Source organism: Novosphingobium sp. MD-1 (assembly GCF_001014975.1).
Classification (GTDB): Bacteria; Pseudomonadota; Alphaproteobacteria; order Sphingomonadales; family Sphingomonadaceae; genus Novosphingobium.
Genome location: NZ_BBXA01000029.1, coordinates 89,871 through 110,134, shown reverse-complemented (window position 1 = coordinate 110,134; position 20,264 = coordinate 89,871). Strand labels below are relative to the sequence as shown.

The window sequence follows — 20,264 nt, the reverse complement described above, 5'->3', positions numbered from 1 at the left end:
CCGAACGATGCCCAGTTCAGCCCTTCACGTCGCCCGCACCGGGCTTGAGGCGCAGGACACGCGGATGCGCGTGATCGCGAACAACCTCGCCAACGTCGGGACGACCGCCTTCAAGCGCGATCGCGCCAACTTCGCCACGCTGGCCTATCAGGACGCGCGCGTCGCCGGACAGCAATCGTCGAACGAAACCGCCTATGCCACGGGCCTCAACCTCGGCACCGGCGTCGGCATCCAGTCGACCACGCGCATCGAATCGCAGGGATCGCTGCAGAACACCGACAACGCGCTGGACCTGGCGCTCGATGGCGACGGCTTCTTCCAGGTGACTCTGCCCGGCGGTCAGCTGGCCTATACCCGCGCGGGCAACTTCAGCCGTTCGGCCGAAGGCCAGCTCGTCACCGCGCAGGGCTATGTCGTGCAGCCCACGATCACGATTCCGGAAGGCGCATCGGCGATCACGGTCGCCCAGGACGGCACTGTATCGGCCACGCTGCCGGGCAACGCCGAACCGACGCAGCTCGGTCAGTTGACGGTCGCCAGCTTCGCCAACCCGGCGGGCCTGCGCGCCAGCAGCGACAACTTCCTGATGGAAACCGCCGCCAGCGGCACCGCGCAGATCGGCATTCCCGGTGACAACGGCCGCGGCCACATCAAGCAGGGCTTCCTCGAAGCGAGCAACGTCAACGTGGTGCAGGAGCTGGTCGACATGATCGAGACCCAGCGCGCCTACGAGATCAACTCCAAGATGATCTCCGCTGTCGACGAAATGCTCAAGAACGCGAACCAGACGCTGTGACCATGATGCTTTCCCCCTTCAATCGCGCGCGCGCCGGCAAGGCCCTGCTTGTCGGTGCGGCGCTGCTCGCGCTGAACGTCGCAGGCCCGGCATGGGCCGGTCGCAAGCCGCCGGTCGGCTTCGGCGCCACCTTGCCGCAGCAGCCCGCCCCGCGCCCCGCGGACGGCGCCATCTTCAATGCGTCGGCCGGGTATGCGGGTCTGGTCGAAGGACGCCGCGCCCACGCGGTCGGCGATCCGCTGACAATCGTGCTGGTCGAACAGATGACCACCTCGAAGTCGGCCAGTTCCAAGACCGACCGTGCCGGCAGCGCCAATATCGTACCGCCGAGTGCAGGCCCTTTGTCGTTTCTTGACCCCAACGCCCTTAAAGCGTCGGCCGGATCGTCGTTCAATGGCAAGGGCAATGCCGCGCAGACGAACTCTCTCGGGGGTTCGCTGTCCGTCACGATCGCGGAAGTGCGACCGAACGGCACCGCCCTCGTCAGAGGGGAAAAGCGCTTGCTGTTGAGCCAGGGTCAGGAATGGGTTCAGTTTTCCGGGATCGTGCGCCTTGGCGACATCGACCAGAACAACAGCCTCGTTTCGACGCAAGTCGCCGACGCGCGGATCGAATATGCCGGAAACGGCGCGATCCAGCGGGCCAGCCGTGAAGGTTGGCTCAGCAAGTTCTTCAACATTCTCAGCCCCTTCTGAGGCTTTCCTCGAGGTCCGTCATGCGCCGCCTGCTCCTTCCCCTGACCGCCGCCATCGCCGCCGCGCTCGCCGCTGTCGCCCCCGTGGCGGCCCATGCCGAGCGCGTGCGCGATCTGGGCGCGTTTCAGGGCGTCCGCACCAACCAGCTCACCGGATACGGCATCGTCGTCGGGTTGGCCGGAACGGGCGATGACAACCTGGAATACCTGACGCAGGCGATGAAAGGCACCGCTGGCAGGCTGGGCGTGCAATTGCCGCCGGGCGTGTCGCCGGGCCTCAAGAACGCGGCCGCCGTGCTCATCACCGCCGACCTGCCCGCCTTCGCCAAGCCGGGTCAGCGCATCGACGTTACCGTCTCCACGCTGGGCAAGGCCAAGTCGCTGCGCGGTGGCGCGCTCATCATGACGCCGCTCTACGGCGCGGATGGGCAGATCTATGCGATGGCGCAGGGCAACCTGGCTGTCGGCGGCCTGGGCGTCGCCGCCAAGGACGGTTCGCAAGTCACCGTGAACATTCCCACCGTCGGCCGGATCGCCGAGGGCGCCAGCGTGGAACGCGCGGTCGCCACCGGCTTCGACGACAACCCGATCCTGCGCTGGAACCTGTTCAACGCGGACTTCCTGACCGCATCGCGCGTGCGCGACGCGATCAACGCGCGTTATCCCGGCATGGCTTCGGTGGAAGACGGCGTGACCCTGGCGCTGCACCTGCCCGAAGGCGCCGACGCGCGTGCGAGCACGATGGCCGCGGTCGAGATGATCGAGGTCAACCCGGCCGAAACCCCCGCGCGCGTGATCGTCAACAGCCGCACCGGCACCGTGGTGATCAACAGCGCCGTGCGCCTTGCGCCGGCCGCGATCAGCCACGGCAAGCTGGTGGTGAAGATCGACGAAAAACCTCAGGTTTCGCAGCCCGCGCCCTTCAGCAACGGCCGCACCACGGTAACGCCGAACAGCCAGATCGACGTGCAGGAACAGCAGGCGCACGTCGCCCTGTTCAAGCCGGGCGCCTCGCTGTCGTCGATCGTCGATGCCCTCAACAAGCTGGGCGTCACGCCCTCGGACCTCGTCGCGATCCTGGAAGCGCTGAAGCAGGCCGGATCGCTCAAGGCGGAAATGGTGGTGATATGAGCATTCTCCCGATCAACGTCGGCGGCGTGGTATCCGCCGCCACCGACGCCCTCTCGACCGAGCGCGGGAAACTGCGCCAGGCGGCGCAGGGTTTCGAGGCGATTTTCCTGCGGCAGATGCTGTCGGCGGCCCACAAGACGAATTTTGCCGGCGAGGACGATCCTTTCGCGGGCCGTGGCAACGAAACATTTACCACGATGCGCGATGAACAGTTCGCCGACATCGCTTCCAAGACGGGCACGCTTGGTTTCGCCAAGCAGATCGAGGCGCAGATTGCCGCCCGCTTCCCGCAGGCTTCGGCGAAAAAGGAGTAACCGGCGATGTCGTCAGACCTTCTCTCGATTGCCCGCAGCGGCGCGAAAGCTGCGCGGATCGCGCTGGACGTCACCGCCCAGAACATCGCGAACGCGTCGACGGAAGGCTATGTCCGCCGCACGGCCAAGATGTCCGAGGTTTCGACCACGGGCTATTTCGGACAGACGTCCGACGTTTCGCTGTCGGGCGTCCGCGTCAGCCAGGTGGTGCGCAACGCCGATGCCTTCCGGCAATCGGAAGTGCGCCGGACCGGCTCCGACACGGCGCGCGCCGATGCGGAAGTAACCGGCCTCAGCAACGTCGAAACGGCGCTGGAACAGTCCAACGTCTATGATTCAATCACGTCGTTCGAATCCACCCTTCAGAAGCTGAAGGAAGATCCGACCGACAGTTCTCTGCGCGCATCCGTCGTGGAAAGCGCGCGGACGATGACCAACACCTTCCAGATCGCCTCGCAGCAGCTCGATGCGGTGGGCAACGGCCTGCACTTCGAAGCCAACGCGGGCGTGACCGAGGTGAACCGCCTGGCGCAGGAACTGGCCCGCACCAACGTCCGCCTCGCGCGGGCATCGGACGCGACCAGCGACCAGACCTCGCTGCTCGACCAGCGCGACAATCTGTTGCAGCAGATGAGCCAGTACGGCGACATCGCGACCACGTTCTCGCCGGACGGCACCGTGAAAGTGCAGATCGGCGGCGCCGCCGGCCCCGCGATCGTCAACGGCGGGTCCACCGACGCGCTGGCCGCCGCGACTGCCGCGGACGGCACGATCACGTTCTCGACAGCGTCGGGCGCCAGCGTTGCCCTTTCCGGCGGTTCGCTGGCCGGCCAGAACCTCGCGCTCGGCAAGCTGTCGCAACTTCATGGCGATCTCGATGCGCTCGCGGCGAACATCGTCACCACGGTGAACGGCGTCCAGACCGGCGGCGTGGACGTGGACGGCAACCCCGGCGTGGCCATGTTCTCCGGCACCGATGCGGCCAGTTTCTCGCTGGCGCTGACAAACGGCTCGCAAATCGCCACGGCTCCGGCTGGCGCGGCGGCCAAGAGCCTCGACACGACGAACCTTGACGCGCTGCGCAACGCGCTCGGCAACGCCGACCCGGCAGGCAAGATGGACTCGATCCTGTTCGACGTCTCGTCGGCCGTATCGGGCCGCACGGTCACGCGCGACGCACTGAAGACCATTTCCGATTCCGCCAAGACCACGCTGGCCGCACAGTCCGGCGTCGATCTCGATAGCGAGGCGGTGAATCTCGTCCGTTACCAGCAGGCGTTCCAGGCATCTGGGCGCGTCATGCAGGTAGCCTCCAACATCTTCGACACGCTGATAGGCATCAGGTGATATCATGACCACTTTCGCTACCAGCACCAGCGCGTTCTACAGCCGCTCGACGCTCGACCTCACGTCGCTTCGCGCCCAGGCGGAAAAGCTGCAGACGCAGATCAGTTCGGGCAATCGGCTGACGACCTCGTCGGACGATCCGGTCGCGGCATCACGGCTACGCGCGCTGTCGCGCACCGACACGCTGTCCAAGATCGATACCGACGCCGCCAACCGCGCGACATCGGATCTCAATCTGGCGGATTCGGCAATGACCGAGTTTTCAAACACGATCATCCGCGTGCAGCAGCTGGCGACGCAGGCCGCGAGCGGCACGATGTCCGACACGCAGCGTTCGAGCATCAGCACCGAGCTGAAGCAGTTGCAAGGCAACCTGGTGGCGCTCGCCAATACGCGCGATTCCGCCGGGCACGCGCTGTTCGGTGGCCAGACGGGCGGCGATGCCTACACTGTCGATGCTTCGGGCAACGCCTCCTATATCGGTACCGGTTCGGCCGGGCAGCTTGCGCTCGGCGACGGGCAGACCGTCACGCGTGGCGTGACCGGTCCGGAATTTCTGTCGTTCAACGTGAACGGGACGCAGACCGACATCATGTCGGTAGTGAAGACCCTGTCCGACGCGCTCGACGCAGGGGGCGCCGGGGCCACCACCGCCGCCAACAATGCGCTGACGTCGCTCCAGGCGGGGCTGGATTCGGTCACCACCGCGCAAACGGTGGTCGGTTCGCGACTGTCCTGGATCGACATCAACGTCCAGCGGCAGACGGCGATGGCCACATCGCGCGCGACCGAACAGAAGGACATCGGTGGCACCGACATCACCGAAGCCTTCACGCGGCTGCAGGAACTTTCGACCGTGCTCGAAGCCAGCCAGGCAAGCTTCACCAAGCTTTCGGGCCTCTCGCTGTTCAGCATGTTGAGCTGATCCCGAACAACACCGCTTTCGAATTCTGAAGGGTTGAACTTCCATGTACGCTGGTATCGGCATCATTATCCTGCTGGTCATGGTCTTCGGCGGCTTTGCCATCACTGGCGGCGCGCTGGGGCCGGTCATGGAGGCGATCCCGCACGAAATGCTCATCATCGGCGGCGCGGCTGTCGGCGCGCTGGTCACGGGCAACTCGATGCACGAGCTGAAGGCGATCGGCGGCGGTTTCGCCAAAGTGTTCAAGGGGCCGAAGCACACCAAGCAGGATCACATCGACGCGATCATCCTGTGCACCAAGCTGATGAAGATCCTGCGGTCGGACGGGCCGGTGGCGCTGGAAAGCCATGTCACCGATCCCGCCAGCTCGCCGATTTTCGCGGAATTCCCGCGGCTTCTCGCCAACAAACCCTTGATTTCGCTGATCTGCGATACGCTGACCCTGATCGTCGTCTCCTCCGGCACGCTTGAAGTCCACGCCGTCGAGGACGTGATGGATCACGCGATGAAGACGCACTTCCATGAAGAAGCCGAACCGCAGCACGCGCTGCAGGGCCTGGCCGACGCCCTCCCCGCGCTGGGTATCGTCGCGGCGGTTCTGGGCGTCGTGAAGACCATGGGCTCGATCGACAAGCCGCCGGCCATCCTGGGCGGCATGATCGGTTCGGCGCTGGTCGGTACCTTCATGGGCGTGCTTCTGGCCTATGGCATAGTCGCCCCGCTGGCGAGCCGCCTCAAGCAGGTGCTCGATCAGGACGAGATGATCTTCCAGGCGGTCAAGCAGGTCATCATCGCTTCGCTTCACGGTTGGCCGCAGCCGCTGGTGGTGGAAAGCGCGCGGTCGGGTCTTGGCCACGCCTTCCGCCCCGGCCTGTCCGAACTGCTCGACGCGCTGCGCGGCCGCTAAGGGAAGGCTGAACCCATGGCCAAACCTCCCAGAGGCAAGAACGAGCCGCCTCCGGCGCCAATCATCGTCAAGAAGGTGACGGTGGTAGCCGGCGGCCACCATGGCGGCGCGTGGAAAGTCGCCTACGCCGACTTCGTGACCGCGATGATGGCCTTCTTCCTGCTGCTGTGGCTGCTGGGCGCAACCACGGAGAAGCAGCGCAAGGGCCTTGCCGACTATTTCACGCCCACCCTGGTCAAGATGAAGGAAGGCGAAGCCGGCTCCTATGGCCTGCTCGGCGGCTCCTCGATCACCGACGCGGACAACTATCCGCACAAGGCCGCGCAGACCGGCACCAAGACTCTGACCGTGCCGCGCGACGCCACCGGCGGCGCCAAGGATGGCGGATCGAAGGCCAAACGCACGGCCGTCGAGAAGAAATTGCAGGAAAAGCTGGCCGCCAACGCCAAGCTGCGCCAGCTTGCCCGGCAGGTCCGCATGGTGGACACCACCGAAGGGACGCGCATCGACCTGGTCGACGACGCCAACTTCTCGATGTTCCGCCTCGGCACCACGCTGCTGACGCCCGACGCGACCGAACTGTTGCAGGCGATCGGCCAGGCGATCGGCCCCGATCCATCCGGCATCACCGTGCGCGGCCATACCGATTCGGTGCAGTGGAAGCCCGGTCAGGCCGCCAACAACTGGTCGCTTTCCGCCGGCCGCGCGGAAGCCACGCGACAGGCACTGATGCACCAGGGCGTGGCCGAAAGCCGCTTCCGCCGGATCGAAGGCGTCGCCGACCGCGAACTGCTGGTGAAGGACAACCCGTCCGATCCGCGCAACCGCCGGATTTCCATCCTGCTGGTGAACTGACGCCTGCCCTTCAGGTTTCGCCGAAAATGTCCCGCTGCGCGCTTTCGAGTTTCTCGAAATAGCGCCGGCGGGCATGGCGTTCGGTAACCACGCCGACGACGTGCTGGGCGGCATCGACCACCACCATTTCATCCACGGCCAGCCGATCGAACAGGGCCAGCATCTCCTGAATGCCCGTCTCGGGATGCAGCGTGGTATCGACCAGCGTGGCTACTGAACTGACCAGGCCATCCGGGGCGAGATCGGACCGATAGACCAGCGCCGTGGGAACGATCCCGCGATAACGCCCTTCGCGATCGACAAGCACGGCCTTGCTGGCCGATCCCAACGGAATCGCCGCGCGAAACGCGGCAATGGTGCTGTCGTCCGCGATGCTGACCCAGTCCTTGCGCATGATGCGGCCGGCGTGAAGGTCAACGACCCAGCTGATGTCGCGCGGACTTCGCACGATCGATCCGCGCACGTGAAGGCGCCAGGTGGAAAAGGAATACCCGAAGGCTTCGCGCGTGACGGCGCTGGAAATAAGCGATGCGGTCAGCACCACGCCCATCAGCGCGAAATCGTGCGTGGTTTCCAGCATCAGCATGGCCAGCGTCATCGGACCACCCACCACGGACACGCTGAATGCGGCCATGCCCACCAGTGCCGCATCGTTGGAATCGATCGCCAAGCCCGGAAACAGCATGTTGCCCGCACCGGCAAAAATCTGCCCGGCCAGTGAACCGAGGAACAGCGAGGCGAAGAAAAGCCCCCCGCGAAAACCGAAGCTGAGCGAGATCACGGACGCCGCGATCTTCAGGGCCAGCACGGTCAGCAGAAACATGATCGGCGGATGCAGCAGAAGGTTGAGGTGCAGCGCGCCATGTCCGGCCGACAGCGCCTGCGGCGAGAGCCAGGCGATCGGCATGAGCAGGAAGCCGCCGATCACCGGCCGCCACACGCCGATGCGCGTCCAGGCTTGCACCACCAGCTCCATCGCCGTGACCAGGCGCATGACCACGATGCCCATGAAAGCGCAGACCAGTCCGAGCGCCGCATAGACAAGATAATCGGGCGTGTGCAGCACCCGGTCCGCCGTCGTCGCGATCAGATAAGGCTCCACGCCAAGCAGGCGCGTGACGAAGACGGCCGACAACGCGGCCGTGACCACCGGTGCGATCGCGGCCGGGGTGTAGGTTCCGATCACGATCTCGAAGGCATAGAACGCGCCGGCCAATGGCGCGCCGAAAGCCGCGCCGACGGCCGCGCCGGCCCCTGCCCCGGTCAGCGTGCGCAGATCCGCGCGGCGCAGCTTGAACCATTGCCCCAGCGCGGAGGCGATGCCGCCGCCCATCTGGGCATAGGCGGCTTCGAGCCCGACCGAAGCGCCCGCACCATTCGATACGATGGTCTGCCCGGCGATGATCAGGCTGTCGGACAGTGGCAACCGCCCGCCGTGCAGCGCATTCGCCTCGACCACGTCGATCAGCGTCCGGCGGCGGCGATGGAGCCATCGCGCCATGAACACCAGCAACAACCCGCCGATCGGCAGCGCCAGCAGGCGCCAGGGGTGATGGATCGATCCGAGCGCGCTCAGGCGGTTGATCGTGACGCCATAGAAGAAGTGCTGGATGCCGTGCGCCAGGAACTGCTGCGCATTGGTGAGGATACCGGCCGCAAGCCCGGCCAGCAGCGCGAGCACGATAAAGGCCGCCTCGCTTTCGCGCAGACGGCGGCGGAACCGGATGGCGGCGGACCGCACGAGATATTTGCCAGACGAAGCCACGGCTTCGGCCAATCGCCTCGCGCGCGCGGAGTCAAGCCTCGCGCGCGCGGAGTCAAGAAGGCATGACGCATGTCCGCGCTCAAAACGCCAAAGGCCCGGCGATCTCGCGATCGCCGGGCCGCCACCTGGTGGAGGCAGGTGTCAGGTTGCGTCAGGCTTAGCGGAGCAGCGAGAGAACGTTCTGCTGGCTCTGGTTGGCCTGGGCGATCATCGCCGTCGAAGCCTGGCTCAGGATCTGGGCCTTGGCGAGCGCCGTCGTTTCCGCCGAGTAGTCGGTGTCCTGAATGCGCGAGCGGGCATCCGACAGGTTCGTGACGTTGCTGGTCAGGTTGTTGACCGCCGACTGGAGGCGGTTCTGGCCGGCACCCAGCGTCGAACGGGCGCTGGAGATCGATTCGAGTTCGGTGTCGAGCGTCGACAGAAGGCCATTGGCCGCCGTCGCCGTCGAAACGTCATAGGAACCGGCCGCACCGCCGCTGGCAGCCAGCGTGGTCAGGTCGGCCATCGAAAGGTCAACCGTGTCGCTGGCGTTGGCGCCGGCCTGGATCTTCACCGTCGCGGTCGAACCGTCGAACAGAGCAACACCGTTGAACTTGGTGTTGGTGACGACCTGGTCGATCTGCGAGGTCAGCTGGTCGACTTCCGTCTGCATGTAAGCGCGGTCGGTGGTGTCCTGATAGGTGCCCGAAGCCGACTGGGTGGCCAGTTCGCGGATACGCTGCAGCATGTTGGTGACTTCGCCCAGCGCGCCTTCAGCCGTCTGCGCCAGCGAGATGCCGTCGTTGGCGTTGCGGATGCCCTGGTTCATGCCAGTGATCTGCGAGGTCATGGAGGTGGCGATGGCGAGGCCGGCGGCGTCGTCCTTCGCGCTGTTGATGCGGGTGCCGGTGGACAGGCGCTGCATGGCAGTGCCCAGCATCTGGCTGGCCGAGTTCGAAGCGTTCGCCGCGCGCAGTGCGCTGATGTTGGTGTTGATAACGGTCATGTCAGTCTCCAGTGAGGATCGTTCCCGAGAGGACCGCCGAGTCACGGGGATAACGCGGCTGTCGAGGCAAAGACCGGCATGGGGATCGGGTTTTTAAGGGGAAAAAATGCGCGGCGTGCAAAAAACTACGCTCAACGCCTAAGTACGAACACTGAGGTTAATGGTTCATTTAGGATTTAGAGGCAAACCGTCACCAGATATGGTTAAGACGGGGGCCATTAACATGGATCAACATACGGACGGATTGAACGTCTCTGAACAAGCCGGAAGCGTTAACGCGCCACTGGTTCAGCGGGCGGATGCTATTGTCGGGAGCTTCGGCAGCAGCGCTGGTACGTATGTGTACGCATCGGAAGAATGCGTGCAGCATGATCCCAGAAAGATCGCGATCGCCCTTGAACGCGCACCGCACAACGAACTGATCCGCGCGCCGGGAGGCCGCCAGTTCACGCTGCGCTATGTCGATGGAGCTTCGGAAGGCGCGCTCGCCGCGCTGCTTGCCTGTGCCGCCCCCGCCGGCACGCCCGTAGCCGCCGATCCAGAAAGCCTCTCCGTCCTCGCCCTGGCCGAACGCATCGCCGCGAGCGACATTCCCGTGCTCATCAACGGCCCGACCGGAACCGGCAAGGAAGTGTTGAGCCGCTTCATCCACGATCGTTCGCGCCGCGCCGACAAGCCGTTCATCGCCATCAACTGCGCCGCGATGCCGGAAACGATGCTGGAAGCGCTGCTGTTCGGTCACCAGAAGGGCGCCTTCACCGGCGCCAACGCGGCCAGCGAAGGTTTCTTCCGCGCCGCCGACGGTGGCACGCTGCTGCTCGACGAAATCGCGGAGATGCCGATTTCGCTCCAGGCAAAGCTGCTGCGCGCCCTGCAGGAAGGCGAAGTCCTGCCGCTGGGTGCGACGCAGCCGGTCAAGGTTGACGTGCGCGTGATCGCCTGCGCCAACCGGGATCTGCCGCTGGAGGTCGAGGAAGGCCGCTTCCGCGCGGACCTTTACTACCGCCTCAACGTTTTCCCGCTCTCGCTGGGCGCGCTGTGCGAGCGCCCGGAAGATATCGCGCCGCTCGCCTTCGCGATGATGCTGCGCCACGTTCCGCGCGGAATGAACACGCCGTGGATTTCCGATGCCGCGATCACGCTGCTGGCCCAGCACACCTGGCCGGGCAACGTCCGCGAACTGGAAAACGTGGTGCGCCGCGCGCTGCTTCTTGCAGGCGATGCGCCGGAAATCCTGCCGCAGCACATCGTGTTCGATCGCCCTGCCCGCCTGGTCACTGATCGCAACGGCGCGCAGGCCGCACCGATGCCGGGCACGGTGACGCCGATCAACCCGGCAGTACCGGCCGCGCCCGCCGAAATCGTCGCGGACGACATGGGCGCGTCCGGAGCCAAGCTTTCCAACATCGTTCAGATTTCCGAAGCGCGGGCAATCCTGGCCACGCTCGAGGCCTGCGGCGGCAGCCGCGTGGCCGCGGCACGCCAGCTCGGCATTTCGGAACGCACGCTACGCTATCGCCTTGCCAGCTTCCGTGAAGCCGGCATCGCAGTCGCTGGAGGTCGTCGATGAGTGGTATCAACGGAATCGGCGGAAGTGCCGCCGGGGTGCAGCAGATCATCGCGCTGCGTCAGCAGATCATTGATCGTTCCAACCTGCTTCAGCAGATCCACAAGCCCGATGCAGCCGCGTCGGGCGCGGCCGAGACCCAGAGCAGTGGTCCGGCCGGCGGTTTCACCGAAGCACTCAAGTCCGCGCTCGACAGCGTCAGCGCCACGCAGAACAAGGCGGAAGCGGTCAGCGAAGCCTACGAACGTGGCGAAGTGACCGATGTCGCGAAGGTCATGCTCGCCCGGCAGGAAGCCGGCGTCGCCTTCGAAGCCACGCTCCAAGTTCGCAACCGCCTGCTGTCCGCGTACCAGGACATCATGCGGATGGGGGTCTGATAAATGAGTGACCTTGTTCCCGCTGTCGCTGGCGGCAGTACTCCTTCTGTGCTGACGCCGCTGACCGATCCCGCGCTCGGCGGCGCTTCGGCGCGGCTACGCGCCTTCATGGGCCAGACGTCGGTTCGACGCGCCCTGCCCTGGTTTGCCGGCATGTCGGCAGCCGGGCTTGCCGGCGTGCTGTGGATGACCATGGCCCCTGCCCCGCAGCGGATGCTCTATTCGCAGCTTTCCGACAACGAACGCGCCCAGGTCGTCGCCGCGCTCGACAAGGCGTCGATCCCCTACACGATCGACAATTCGACCGGCGCGATCACCGTGCCGGAAAGCGATCTTTACAAGGCCCGCATGGTCGCTGCCTCGGACGGGGCGATCGCCGCGCCCGAAACCGGGCAGCAGATGATCGACAAGCTGCCGATGGGCGCCAGCCGGACGCTGGAAGGCCAGCGCCTTCAGGCCGCGCGCGAGCGCGAGCTGGAACTGACGATGATGGAAATCGACGGCGTGGAAGCCGTGCGGGTCCATCTTGCCGAACCGGAAAAGTCGGTGTTCGTGCGCGACAACGTGGCGCCTTCGGCATCGGTCATGGTCAAGCTTGCCCGTGGCCGCCAGCTTTCCGACAGCCAGGTTTCCGCGATCGTCAATCTGATGGCGGGGTCGGTGCCCGGCCTGTCGGTCGATTCCGTCAAGGTGATCGACCAGCACGGCCGCCTGCTGTCCGCCGCCAAGGCGGGTGATAGCGACCGCATCGAAATCCAGGGCCGCATGGAGGACAAGCTCCGCCAGCAGGTTTCCCAGTTGCTGACCCCGATGCTGGGCGATGGCAACTTTTCGAGCGAGATCCAGGTCGATCTCGACATGGATCAGGTGACCTCGGCCCGCGAAAGCTATGACAAGCAGGGCGCGGTCCGCACGGAATCGCAGTCCGCTTCCCAGTCGGCCGGAGCGGCCGGCGCGATCGGGGTACCGGGCGTACTGTCGAACACGCCGCCGCCGGCGACCACCGCCCAGCCGGGTGCGCCGCAAGGCACGCCGGCTCAGGGGGCGCAGGCCGCCAACGGCCAGGCGCCGGGAACTCCGGGCACGCCCGGAACACCCGCCACACCGCCATCCAATGGCGAAAGCTCGTCCACGCGCACCTACGAACTGGGCCGCGAAGTGGCCGTGTCCAACGTGGCGCCGGGCAAGATCAAGCGCCTGTCGGTTGCCGTGGCCGTGAGCCAGGAGGCGATGGCCAAGGCCAAGCCCGCCGATATCGAACAGATCAAGCAGCTCGTCAGCGCCGCCGTGGGCGCGGACCCGACGCGGGGCGACCAGGTCGCCGTAGCCATCCGCAGCTTCAAGCCGGCGGTTGTCGAAGCGCCCAAGTTCTACGAGACGCCGTGGTTCGCCACGATCCTGCGCAATGCCGTTGCCCTGCTCGCGGTGCTGCTGGTGCTGCTGCTGGGCGTGCGCCCGCTGATCAAGGCGCTGAAGCGCGATCCGGCCGCATCGAAGCGCAGCAAGGCTGAAAACGACGATGAAGAGGCAGCGGAGGATGGCGAAGGCGCCGTTTCCGCCCCCAAGCCGCTGGTCGCCAAGGCCGATCTGCGCCCGGCGCAGGACGCCTCCACGGGCGTCGTCGATACCGAACTGCTGAGCCGCCAGGTTGGCATCGCCCAGCGGCTGGTGAAGGAAAAGCCTGACAGCGCCGTTGCCGCCCTGCGCCAGATGCTGAAGGAAAATACGGAGGAAGCGGTATGAGCGACCTGTCTCCCATCAGCGGCGCCGAACGCGCCGCGGTGATGGTCATGCTGCTTGAGGACGAGCAGGCCGCGGAAATCCTTGGCCAGCTGGAACCCGAAGAGCTGCGGACGCTGGGCGAGAAGATGTGCGCGCTGGGCGAGATCGGCCCGATGGCGATCGCGCAGGCGATCACCGGCTTCGTCGAACGCACCGAACGCCTTGGCCTGACCGCGCACGACCGCATCGGCCAGGTCCGTTCGCTGATGACCCGCGCCGTGGGCGAGATCAAGGCGGAAAGCCTGATGCAGCGCATCACGCCGGCCGACCTGCCGCGCACCTCGCCGCTGGAACTTGCGCGCTGGCTGACGCCCCAGGTGCTGACCCCGCTGATCCGCGACGAACATCCGCAGGCGATCGCGGTGCTGCTGGTGCAGCTTGATCCGGAAGTGGCCGCCGCCGTGCTGCACGCGCTGCCGGACAACATCCAGCCGCAGGTCGTGCACCGCATCGCCACGCTGGGGCCGGTTTCGCCGGATGCCATCGCGATGCTCGAACAGATGCTGAATCGCCGGATCGGCGAATGCCATGGCCAGTCGGTGATGACGATGGGCGGGCCGCGCGAAGCGGCCGACATCATCAACGCCGCCGCGCGCGCGGTCGAAAAGCGGGTGATGCCCGAGATCAACAAGATCGACAAGCAGCTCGCCAAGCAGATCGAGAACGAGATGTTCAAGTTCGAGCACCTGTTCGTGCTCGACAGCAAGTCGATGGGCTCCCTGCTGCGCGAAGTGGACAGCGACACGCTGATCGCCGCGCTGAAGGGCATTCCGGACACGCAACGCGAGGTGTTCTTCGACGCCATGTCCTCGCGCGCCGCCGATGGCGTGCGCGACGAGATCAACGAGCGGGGCCGCATGAAGATGGCCGAAGTGATCGAGGCGCAGAAGGCCATGGTCACGGCCGCGCGCCGGCTGGCTGCCGAAGGCGTGATCGTGTTCGGCGCGAGCGACGACGATTATGTCTGAACCGACCCGCGCGGTTGCGCTTTCCGCATTGACGGAACGGCGCGTAGGCTTTGCCCCGGACAAGCGCTTCGTTGGTGGCGGCCGCATGGAAGTATCGCCGCTGGCGCGTCGCGCCCACACGCCGCCTGCCCCCATTGTCGAACACGTCCCCGAACCGGAACCGGAAAATCCGGTCACCCGCGCTTTCGCGGATGGCTATGCCAAGGGCCACGCCGAGGGACGCAGCGCCGCCGAAGCCGAAGCCGCGATCGCCGACGCAACGCGCCACCGGATCGAAATGGCGATGACGCGGATGGATGGCGATCAGCTTGCGTTGCTGCATGAACGGCTGCGCGAAACGGTTCTGGCCTTGTGCCAGTCCGTGCTGGACGAAGCCGCCATCGCGCCCGATCGGCTGACCGAACGGGTCCGGATCGCCGCCGGAATGCTCGCGCGCGCGCAGGACGCGCGCGTGATCAGGCTGCATCCCGAGGATCTCGCGCTGGTTGCCCATAACCTGCCCGAAGACTGGCACTTCGAACCCGATCCCGCCCTCGAACGCGGCTCCATCCGCGTGGAAGGCGCGCAAGGCGGCGTCGAGGATGGGCCGGAACAGTGGCGCATCGCATTGCAGGAGGCGCTTCGCGCATGTTGAATCCCGCGCTCGCGCCGGACGCCATCCCTCCTTCCCGCATGAACCCCGCCCTGGCGATGCTCCACCGCTTCGCCGCGGCGGATCCGGACCTGGCGCCTGCGCGCTATGGCCTGCTGACCGCCTGTGATGGCGGCATGCTGGAAGTGACCGGACTATCCGTGCCGATCGGCACGCAGTGCCGGATCATGCACGGACGCGGTTCGCTGGCGGCCGAGGTCATCGGCTTTCGCAACGGCAATACCCTGATGATGCTGCTCGGCGATCCCGTGCTGCTGCGCCCCGGCGCGCGCGTGCGGCCCGAAGGCCGCCCCGGCATGTTGCCGGTGGGTGAAGCCTTCCTGGGACGCGCGGTCGATGGCGAAGGCAAGCCGATCGATGGCGGCGCCCCGATCGTTGCGCAGAAGGAATGGCCTTCGGGCGGCGTCCGCGCCGGCGCGCTGGATCGCAGCCCGGTCCGCCAGACCTTCGATACCGGCGTTCGGGCGCTCAATGCCATCACCACGTTCGGCGTCGGCCAGCGCATCGGCATCATGGCCGGTTCCGGCGTCGGCAAATCGGTCCTGCTCGACATGGTCGCGCACGGGGCCGAAGCGGAAATCGTCATCGTCGGCCTGATCGGCGAGCGCGCGCGCGAAGTATCCGATTTCGTCGAACGCCACATGAATGGCGAAAAGCGGTCGCGCAGCGTCGTGGTGGCCGTTCCGGCGGATCACGCGCCGAACCTGCGCATTCGCGGGGCGTTGCTCGCCACCAGCCTGGCCGAATACTTCCGCGCGCAGGGCAAGCGCGTCCTGCTCATCATGGACAGCCTGACTCGCGTGGCCCATGCCGGGCGCGAGATCGCGCTGCTGCTGGGTGAACCCGGCGCGGCGCGCGGCTATCCGCCGTCCGCGCTGGCGACGATCACCAAGCTGGTCGAACGCGCCGGCAACTCTGCCGCCAGTGGCGGTTCGATCACCGGACTCTACACGGTGCTGGCGGACGGCGACAACCAGGACGATCCGGTGGTCGATACCGCCCGCTCGATTCTCGATGGTCACGTCGTGCTCTCGCGCGATCTCGCGCAGCGCGGGCAATATCCGGCGATCGACATCGCCGCCTCGCTCAGCCGCGTGATGAACGACATCACCGCGCCGCAGCACCAGAAGCTGGCGCGCGATTTCCGAGCGCTGATCGCCAGTTACGAAGCCAATCGCGATCTTGTGCTGATGGGAGCCTATCGATCGGGCGCGGACCCGCAACTGGATCGCGCCATCGCCATGCATGACGAGCTGACGCAGTTCCTGTGCCAGCCCGCGCCCGAAATCGTCCCGCTCGATGCGAGCGTCGCCGCGTTGACCAAGCTGCTGGACCATGAAGGCTGAACGCGCCAAACTTGCGCGCCTGCAACGCCTGGAACGCATCCGCGACATCGCGCGACGGAATGCGCTGGTCGAAGCCGGGCTCGCGGAGGGCACCCTTGCCCAGTTGCAGGGGCTGGCCGAACGCACCGCGCGCATGTCGCTCGACTATGCCGCGCGCAGCGATGCCCAGGACGCGGCCGCGCTCCAGCACCTGCACCAGTTCGTGCGCGGGCTGGACGAGGTTACCAATGGAACCCGCGCCGACATGGAACGGGCGCGCGCCATCGCCGATGCCAAGGCGCGCGAAGCCGCTGAAGCCGAACGCAGGCGGGCGGCGGTGGAGGACAGGGTCGAGGCCCAATCCCAGCTCATTGCCCGCAAAACGGCGGCCAACACCGTGGCATTGACGGCAAAAAAGGCATTTGGCACGAACCTTGAATAGAAGATCGCGGAACCACCAGGGAGTCCGCGATGTTCGAAATTGCCGCCTTCAATTCTGCGACGGCCGCGCGTGCAGGCAGCGATGCCGCACTGTCCGCGATCGACGAGAATGCAGGCAGTCCGGCATTTCAGGCCGTTCTGGATCAACGCCGGGCGTCCGCCGCTCGCAATGCGAACGATGATCGTGCCGCGTCCACCGCACGCGATACGGCAAAGCCGGCAGACGATTTGCCGGCAAGCGGCAAAACCTTGCCGGTTGCCGGCAAGGCATCCGGCAACGATGACGATGACGCATCCGAAAAGGACGAGGATCGCAAGGATGCCGAGGCCAAGGCAGCGGCAAGCATCGATCCCTCGCTGATCGCCAGCCTTCTGCGGCAAACGCAGGCGAACGGAAACGCCGCTGGCGCTTCCGAAGCCACCGCTGACGGAAGCGCGGCCGCAACCGCTCCCGCCCTGCCCGTCGCCATCGCGCAAACGGCCAAGGCCGCTGGCGCGCAGATCGCCGGTGCCCTGGGCATTCCCGAAGACGTCGCGACCGCCAAGCTCACGCTCGAACCGCAAGGCGCGGCACCGGCGGCGACCACCGGCGACAAGGCTCAGGCCGCAGCCCACGCCGCAGCGCCGCAGACGGCGGACATGCTGGCGCAGGCGATGGCGCCTTCCGAAACCTCCCACAAGGCACAGTCCGCCACGCTTGCCGCCGCCGTCTCCGCCACCAAGGTAGAGAGCGATGCCCTGCCGACCGACGGCTACTCGCTTGCCGCCGTTCAGAGCGCGCCGGTCAACGCCGCGCAGCCCCAGGGCGCCGCGCCAGCCAACGGCGCTTCGGCGGCACAGCCCGTCAACTTCGCCACGCTGGTGGAAACGATCGCCCGCGCGAAGGAAGAAGCCGGCATTGGCACGGTCGGCGTCTCGCTCGCCCACGCCGAATTCGGCAAGGTTTCGCTGCAGTTCCGCCAGGAACACAATGGCCTCTCCGTTGCGATGAGCAGCACCGACCCGGCCTTTGCCCCTGCCGTGGCCGCCGCCAGCCGCGCAGACGCCGGCTCCACCAACGCCGACGCCAACGCGCCGCGATCGGAAGCGCAGCAGCGCCACGCCGGCGGCCAGACGCAGACCTCGGCCGACGGCGCGAACGCGCAGGGCCGCCAGGGTCGCGCGCCGATCGCCGATACGCTTCCCCGGACCGCCGCGCCGCGCGTCGGCGGTCAGGAAACCACAACCGATCCCAACGCTGACGGCATCTACGCCTGACGCGCCCCACCATTCCACGAATACCGATCGAAGGACCTCGCATGAGCGATAAGAAGGACAAGGAAGCCAAGCCGAAGAAGGGCGGTGGCATGATGATGAAGATCGGCATGGCCGTTGGCCTGATCGCCGTCGGCGGTGGCGGGGCTTACGGTCTTGTCGCGGCCGGGATCATCGGCGGCTCGCACGAAGCCAAGAAGGAAGACAACACGCCCAAGCTGATCCGCAAGGGCGCCAAGGATCCCTTCGCGCCCGTGGCCAAGGAAGGCGAAGGTGAGGGCGCGGCGGCCGAAGGCGCCGAGGGTGACGGCGGCAGCGAATACCGCACGCTTTACTTCAGCTTCGCCGAGGATTTCACGTCGAACCTCAGGGATTCCGACGCGCTTGTGCAGACCAGCATCGCTGCTTCCACGCGCCGCGACTATCGCGTGATGCTGTGGCTCAAGAAGCATGAACTGGCGCTCCGATCCGCGATCCTCGCCGATCTGGCCGACACGCCCGAAGCAGACATCCACACTGCCGAAGGCAAGGATCGCCTGCAGAAGCGGCTGACCGCCACGATCAACAAGGTGCTGACTTCGGCCGAAGGTTTCGGCGGAGTCGACGCGGTCTATTTCAAGACTTTCATCGTCCAGTAAGGCAACCATGAAGCCAGAACGCGCCTTTATTGCCGAACGCCCGCTGGCCCAGCACAGCGAAGCGTTGCTGCGCCCCGGCCCCGGACCGGCGGAACTGATCCCGGCGCTTTCCCGCGCCACGGAACGGTTCGCCCGCTCGCTCCGCGTCGCGCTTGCACCGCTGCTGGGCAACGAGGGACCGCAGGTGGCGGTTGCCGAACCGACGAGCTGCAACTTCAAGGAATTCGTCACCACGGTTGAATCGCTGGCGGCGAACAGCCTGATGGCAGCCGGTTCCCAGGCTGCTCCGCTGCTCTGCACGATCGAGGCGGAAGCGGTGCTCAGCCTGGTGGACCGCGCGTTTGGCGGCCGCGGCCAGGTGCCGGAGGTGCTTCCCCGCGAATTCCCCCTGTCGGCGGAACTGATGATCGACCGGCTGGAACGCCAGATCGGCATCGGGCTGGCCGCCGCGCTGGGATCGAATTCGGCGGACGCCGTCCAGCCGATCCGCCGCGACAGCAGCCTGCGTCAGCTCCACCCCTTCCCGGCGGGGACGCAACTGGCCGTGCTGACCGTGTCCGTGACGGAGGAAGGCCTTGCACCGTGGACCATGCGGATCGCTTTCCCGCTGACCACGCTGGCGCACCTGTTCGGGCATGGCGAGAAGCCGCCGATCGCGCGCACCCGCGTTGGCCCGGCCGATCCGTTGTCGCAACCGTTCGCGGACATGCCGCTGCCGGTCAGCGCGCTGCTGGTCGATGTGGCACTGCCGCTTTCCACGATATCATCGCTGGAAGTGGGACAAATCCTGTCCTTGCCGATCGCCCGCAACATTCCGGTCCGTGTCGGCAAACGAACGATCGCGCACGGAACGCTTGGCTCGGTCGATGACCGGGTCGCCATCCAGATCACCAATCCTTCCTGATTTTGCCAGACCACACGCATTCGAACGAGGCACCCCATGAGCTTTATTCCCCGCAGCTTTGATCTTCTGAAGGACGTGGACGTCCGCCTGACCGTGGAACTCGGTCGCACCGAAATGAAGTTGAAGGACGTTCTCGGCCTGAGCGAGGAAAGCGTCATCATGCTTGACCGCCAGACCGACGAACTGCTCGACGTCATGGTCAACGGCAAGCTCATCGCGCGCGGCGAAGTCGTGGCGCAGGGCGATCGCTTCGGCCTTCGCATCGTCGAGCTGGCAGGCGACGCAACGCCTGTCGCCTTCACCGGAAAGGGCGAGGCCGCCTGATGTTCTGGTATATTCTCAAGCTGCTGATCCTGCTGCCGCTGATCGGCGGCCTGGCCTGGGCCAGCCTGAAGTTCGCCAAGCGGATGGAAGGCAAGTTCGGGCAGGGACAGGGCACGCGTTCGGTGAAGATCATCGAAACGCAGATGCTCTCGCCCACCCTGCGGCTTGCCGTGCTGGAATTCCACGGTCGCGAAATCCTCGTCTCGGCCTCGAAGAACGGGCTTGTTGCCCTGGCGGAAGCGCCGGCGCGCAGCGCCTCGCACGAGCCGCTGATCGACACCACGGCCTGACGCCGCCTACCCGCAGGATCTTC

Annotated in this window: 22 protein-coding genes; 20 read left to right on the top strand and 2 right to left on the bottom strand. The window is 66.2% G+C overall.

Going from position 1 to position 20,264, the window contains the following annotated elements; genetic code table 11:
* The first annotated feature begins 7 nt into the window (after positions 1–7).
* The 8 genes from flgG to NMD1_RS12020 are packed head-to-tail and all read left to right on the top strand — an operon-like array spanning position 8 to position 6,969.
* Positions 8–796 carry a flagellar basal-body rod protein FlgG gene (flgG, locus tag NMD1_RS12055; protein ID WP_124809246.1) on the top strand — a complete coding sequence of 263 codons (789 nt, stop codon included), beginning with the start codon at positions 8–10 and terminating at the stop codon, positions 794–796.
* Positions 797–798: 2 nt separating this feature from the next.
* On the top strand, positions 799–1,491 hold the full coding sequence (locus NMD1_RS12050; protein ID WP_125954934.1) for a flagellar basal body L-ring protein FlgH: 693 nt from the start codon (positions 799–801) through the stop codon (positions 1,489–1,491).
* Positions 1,492–1,511: 20 nt separating this feature from the next.
* Entirely contained in the window at positions 1,512–2,621 is a 1,110-nt protein-coding gene (locus tag NMD1_RS12045; RefSeq protein WP_125954933.1) for a flagellar basal body P-ring protein FlgI, read from the top strand.
* Positions 2,618–2,935, top strand: a complete 318-nt coding sequence (locus tag NMD1_RS12040; protein ID WP_124809249.1) for a rod-binding protein — start codon at positions 2,618–2,620, stop codon at positions 2,933–2,935. The genes NMD1_RS12045 and NMD1_RS12040 overlap by 4 nt, the downstream gene beginning before the upstream one ends.
* A 6-nt stretch (positions 2,936–2,941) precedes the next feature.
* On the top strand, positions 2,942–4,282 hold the full coding sequence (gene flgK, locus NMD1_RS12035) for a flagellar hook-associated protein FlgK (protein WP_125954932.1): 1,341 nt from the start codon (positions 2,942–2,944) through the stop codon (positions 4,280–4,282).
* Positions 4,283–4,286: 4 nt separating this feature from the next.
* A complete protein-coding gene (locus NMD1_RS12030; RefSeq protein WP_124809251.1) occupies positions 4,287–5,207 on the top strand; it encodes a flagellar biosynthesis protein FlgL in 921 nt (306 codons plus the stop codon).
* Between the two features lie 43 nt (positions 5,208–5,250).
* Positions 5,251–6,114: a flagellar motor stator protein MotA gene (gene motA / locus NMD1_RS12025; protein WP_124809252.1), complete on the top strand. Its 864-nt coding sequence runs from the start codon at positions 5,251–5,253 to the stop codon at positions 6,112–6,114.
* A 15-nt stretch (positions 6,115–6,129) separates the two neighbouring features.
* Positions 6,130–6,969 carry a flagellar motor protein MotB gene (locus NMD1_RS12020; protein WP_124809253.1) on the top strand — a complete coding sequence of 280 codons (840 nt, stop codon included), beginning with the start codon at positions 6,130–6,132 and terminating at the stop codon, positions 6,967–6,969.
* Between the two features lie 10 nt (positions 6,970–6,979).
* Here the strand turns inward: NMD1_RS12020 and NMD1_RS12015 are convergent, their stop codons facing one another.
* Positions 6,980–8,710: a chloride channel protein gene (locus NMD1_RS12015; protein ID WP_233497573.1), complete on the bottom strand. Its 1,731-nt coding sequence runs from the start codon at positions 8,708–8,710 to the stop codon at positions 6,980–6,982.
* Positions 8,711–8,891: 181 nt separating this feature from the next.
* Positions 8,892–9,719: a flagellin gene (locus NMD1_RS12010; RefSeq protein ID WP_125954931.1), complete on the bottom strand. Its 828-nt coding sequence runs from the start codon at positions 9,717–9,719 to the stop codon at positions 8,892–8,894.
* Positions 9,720–10,080: 361 nt separating this feature from the next.
* Between NMD1_RS12010 and NMD1_RS12005 the strand changes: the two genes are divergently transcribed.
* Genes NMD1_RS12005 through NMD1_RS11950 form a run of 12 tightly spaced genes read left to right on the top strand, consistent with a single transcriptional unit; the run spans position 10,081 to position 20,241 of the window.
* Complete coding sequence (locus tag NMD1_RS12005) at positions 10,081–11,289, top strand: sigma-54-dependent Fis family transcriptional regulator (protein ID WP_223806612.1); 1,209 nt, start codon at positions 10,081–10,083, stop codon at positions 11,287–11,289.
* The gene (gene fliE, locus NMD1_RS12000; RefSeq protein WP_124809256.1) at positions 11,286–11,663 is read left to right on the top strand and encodes a flagellar hook-basal body complex protein FliE; all 378 of its coding nucleotides are present in this window, start codon (positions 11,286–11,288) and stop codon (positions 11,661–11,663) included. The genes NMD1_RS12005 and fliE overlap by 4 nt, the downstream gene beginning before the upstream one ends.
* 3 nt (positions 11,664–11,666) lie before the next feature.
* Complete coding sequence (gene fliF, locus NMD1_RS11995) at positions 11,667–13,406, top strand: flagellar basal-body MS-ring/collar protein FliF (protein WP_125954930.1); 1,740 nt, start codon at positions 11,667–11,669, stop codon at positions 13,404–13,406.
* Positions 13,403–14,413 (top strand): flagellar motor switch protein FliG, encoded by a 1,011-nt coding sequence (gene fliG / locus NMD1_RS11990; RefSeq protein WP_124809258.1) that lies wholly within the window; start codon positions 13,403–13,405, stop codon positions 14,411–14,413. Before fliF ends, fliG begins: the two co-directional genes overlap by 4 nt.
* Complete coding sequence (locus tag NMD1_RS11985) at positions 14,406–15,047, top strand: FliH/SctL family protein (protein ID WP_125954929.1); 642 nt, start codon at positions 14,406–14,408, stop codon at positions 15,045–15,047. Before fliG ends, NMD1_RS11985 begins: the two co-directional genes overlap by 8 nt.
* 56 nt (positions 15,048–15,103) lie before the next feature.
* Entirely contained in the window at positions 15,104–16,411 is a 1,308-nt protein-coding gene (locus tag NMD1_RS11980; RefSeq protein ID WP_370449684.1) for a FliI/YscN family ATPase, read from the top strand.
* A complete protein-coding gene (locus NMD1_RS11975; RefSeq protein ID WP_124809260.1) occupies positions 16,401–16,832 on the top strand; it encodes a hypothetical protein in 432 nt (143 codons plus the stop codon). Before NMD1_RS11980 ends, NMD1_RS11975 begins: the two co-directional genes overlap by 11 nt.
* Before the next feature lie 29 nt (positions 16,833–16,861).
* Positions 16,862–18,088, top strand: a complete 1,227-nt coding sequence (locus NMD1_RS11970) for a hypothetical protein (protein ID WP_125954928.1) — start codon at positions 16,862–16,864, stop codon at positions 18,086–18,088.
* 41 nt (positions 18,089–18,129) lie between these two features.
* Positions 18,130–18,723 carry a flagellar basal body-associated FliL family protein gene (locus NMD1_RS11965; RefSeq protein WP_124809262.1) on the top strand — a complete coding sequence of 198 codons (594 nt, stop codon included), beginning with the start codon at positions 18,130–18,132 and terminating at the stop codon, positions 18,721–18,723.
* Positions 18,724–18,730: 7 nt separating this feature from the next.
* A complete protein-coding gene (locus tag NMD1_RS11960; protein ID WP_125954927.1) occupies positions 18,731–19,627 on the top strand; it encodes a FliM/FliN family flagellar motor switch protein in 897 nt (298 codons plus the stop codon).
* A 36-nt stretch (positions 19,628–19,663) separates the two neighbouring features.
* Positions 19,664–19,951 carry a flagellar motor switch protein FliN gene (gene fliN, locus NMD1_RS11955; protein WP_124809264.1) on the top strand — a complete coding sequence of 96 codons (288 nt, stop codon included), beginning with the start codon at positions 19,664–19,666 and terminating at the stop codon, positions 19,949–19,951.
* Positions 19,951–20,241 carry a flagellar biosynthetic protein FliO gene (locus NMD1_RS11950; RefSeq protein ID WP_124809265.1) on the top strand — a complete coding sequence of 97 codons (291 nt, stop codon included), beginning with the start codon at positions 19,951–19,953 and terminating at the stop codon, positions 20,239–20,241. The genes fliN and NMD1_RS11950 overlap by 1 nt, the downstream gene beginning before the upstream one ends.
* The last annotated feature ends 23 nt before the right edge of the window (positions 20,242–20,264 follow it).

What these genes read in the sequence shown, in the direction of transcription:
- fliN (WP_124809264.1), top strand. Translation starts at nt 19,664, where the DNA reads ATGAGCTTTATTCCCCGCAGCTTTGATCTTCTGAAGGACGTGGACGTC.
- flgK (WP_125954932.1), top strand. Translation starts at nt 2,942, where the DNA reads ATGTCGTCAGACCTTCTCTCGATTGCCCGCAGCGGCGCGAAAGCTGCG.
- NMD1_RS12030 (WP_124809251.1), top strand. Translation starts at nt 4,287, where the DNA reads ATGACCACTTTCGCTACCAGCACCAGCGCGTTCTACAGCCGCTCGACG.
- NMD1_RS11980 (WP_370449684.1), top strand. Translation starts at nt 15,104, where the DNA reads ATGCTCCACCGCTTCGCCGCGGCGGATCCGGACCTGGCGCCTGCGCGC.
- NMD1_RS12045 (WP_125954933.1), top strand. Translation starts at nt 1,512, where the DNA reads ATGCGCCGCCTGCTCCTTCCCCTGACCGCCGCCATCGCCGCCGCGCTC.
- NMD1_RS12020 (WP_124809253.1), top strand. Translation starts at nt 6,130, where the DNA reads ATGGCCAAACCTCCCAGAGGCAAGAACGAGCCGCCTCCGGCGCCAATC.
- NMD1_RS12040 (WP_124809249.1), top strand. Translation starts at nt 2,618, where the DNA reads ATGAGCATTCTCCCGATCAACGTCGGCGGCGTGGTATCCGCCGCCACC.
- NMD1_RS11950 (WP_124809265.1), top strand. Translation starts at nt 19,951, where the DNA reads ATGTTCTGGTATATTCTCAAGCTGCTGATCCTGCTGCCGCTGATCGGC.
- NMD1_RS11970 (WP_125954928.1), top strand. Translation starts at nt 16,862, where the DNA reads ATGTTCGAAATTGCCGCCTTCAATTCTGCGACGGCCGCGCGTGCAGGC.
- motA (WP_124809252.1), top strand. Translation starts at nt 5,251, where the DNA reads ATGTACGCTGGTATCGGCATCATTATCCTGCTGGTCATGGTCTTCGGC.
- NMD1_RS11965 (WP_124809262.1), top strand. Translation starts at nt 18,130, where the DNA reads ATGAGCGATAAGAAGGACAAGGAAGCCAAGCCGAAGAAGGGCGGTGGC.
- flgG (WP_124809246.1), top strand. Translation starts at nt 8, where the DNA reads ATGCCCAGTTCAGCCCTTCACGTCGCCCGCACCGGGCTTGAGGCGCAG.
- NMD1_RS12010 (WP_125954931.1), bottom strand. Translation starts at nt 9,719, where the DNA reads ATGACCGTTATCAACACCAACATCAGCGCACTGCGCGCGGCGAACGCT.
- NMD1_RS11960 (WP_125954927.1), top strand. Translation starts at nt 18,731, where the DNA reads ATGAAGCCAGAACGCGCCTTTATTGCCGAACGCCCGCTGGCCCAGCAC.
- NMD1_RS11985 (WP_125954929.1), top strand. Translation starts at nt 14,406, where the DNA reads ATGTCTGAACCGACCCGCGCGGTTGCGCTTTCCGCATTGACGGAACGG.
- fliE (WP_124809256.1), top strand. Translation starts at nt 11,286, where the DNA reads ATGAGTGGTATCAACGGAATCGGCGGAAGTGCCGCCGGGGTGCAGCAG.
- fliG (WP_124809258.1), top strand. Translation starts at nt 13,403, where the DNA reads ATGAGCGACCTGTCTCCCATCAGCGGCGCCGAACGCGCCGCGGTGATG.
- NMD1_RS11975 (WP_124809260.1), top strand. Translation starts at nt 16,401, where the DNA reads ATGAAGGCTGAACGCGCCAAACTTGCGCGCCTGCAACGCCTGGAACGC.
- NMD1_RS12050 (WP_125954934.1), top strand. Translation starts at nt 799, where the DNA reads ATGATGCTTTCCCCCTTCAATCGCGCGCGCGCCGGCAAGGCCCTGCTT.
- fliF (WP_125954930.1), top strand. Translation starts at nt 11,667, where the DNA reads ATGAGTGACCTTGTTCCCGCTGTCGCTGGCGGCAGTACTCCTTCTGTG.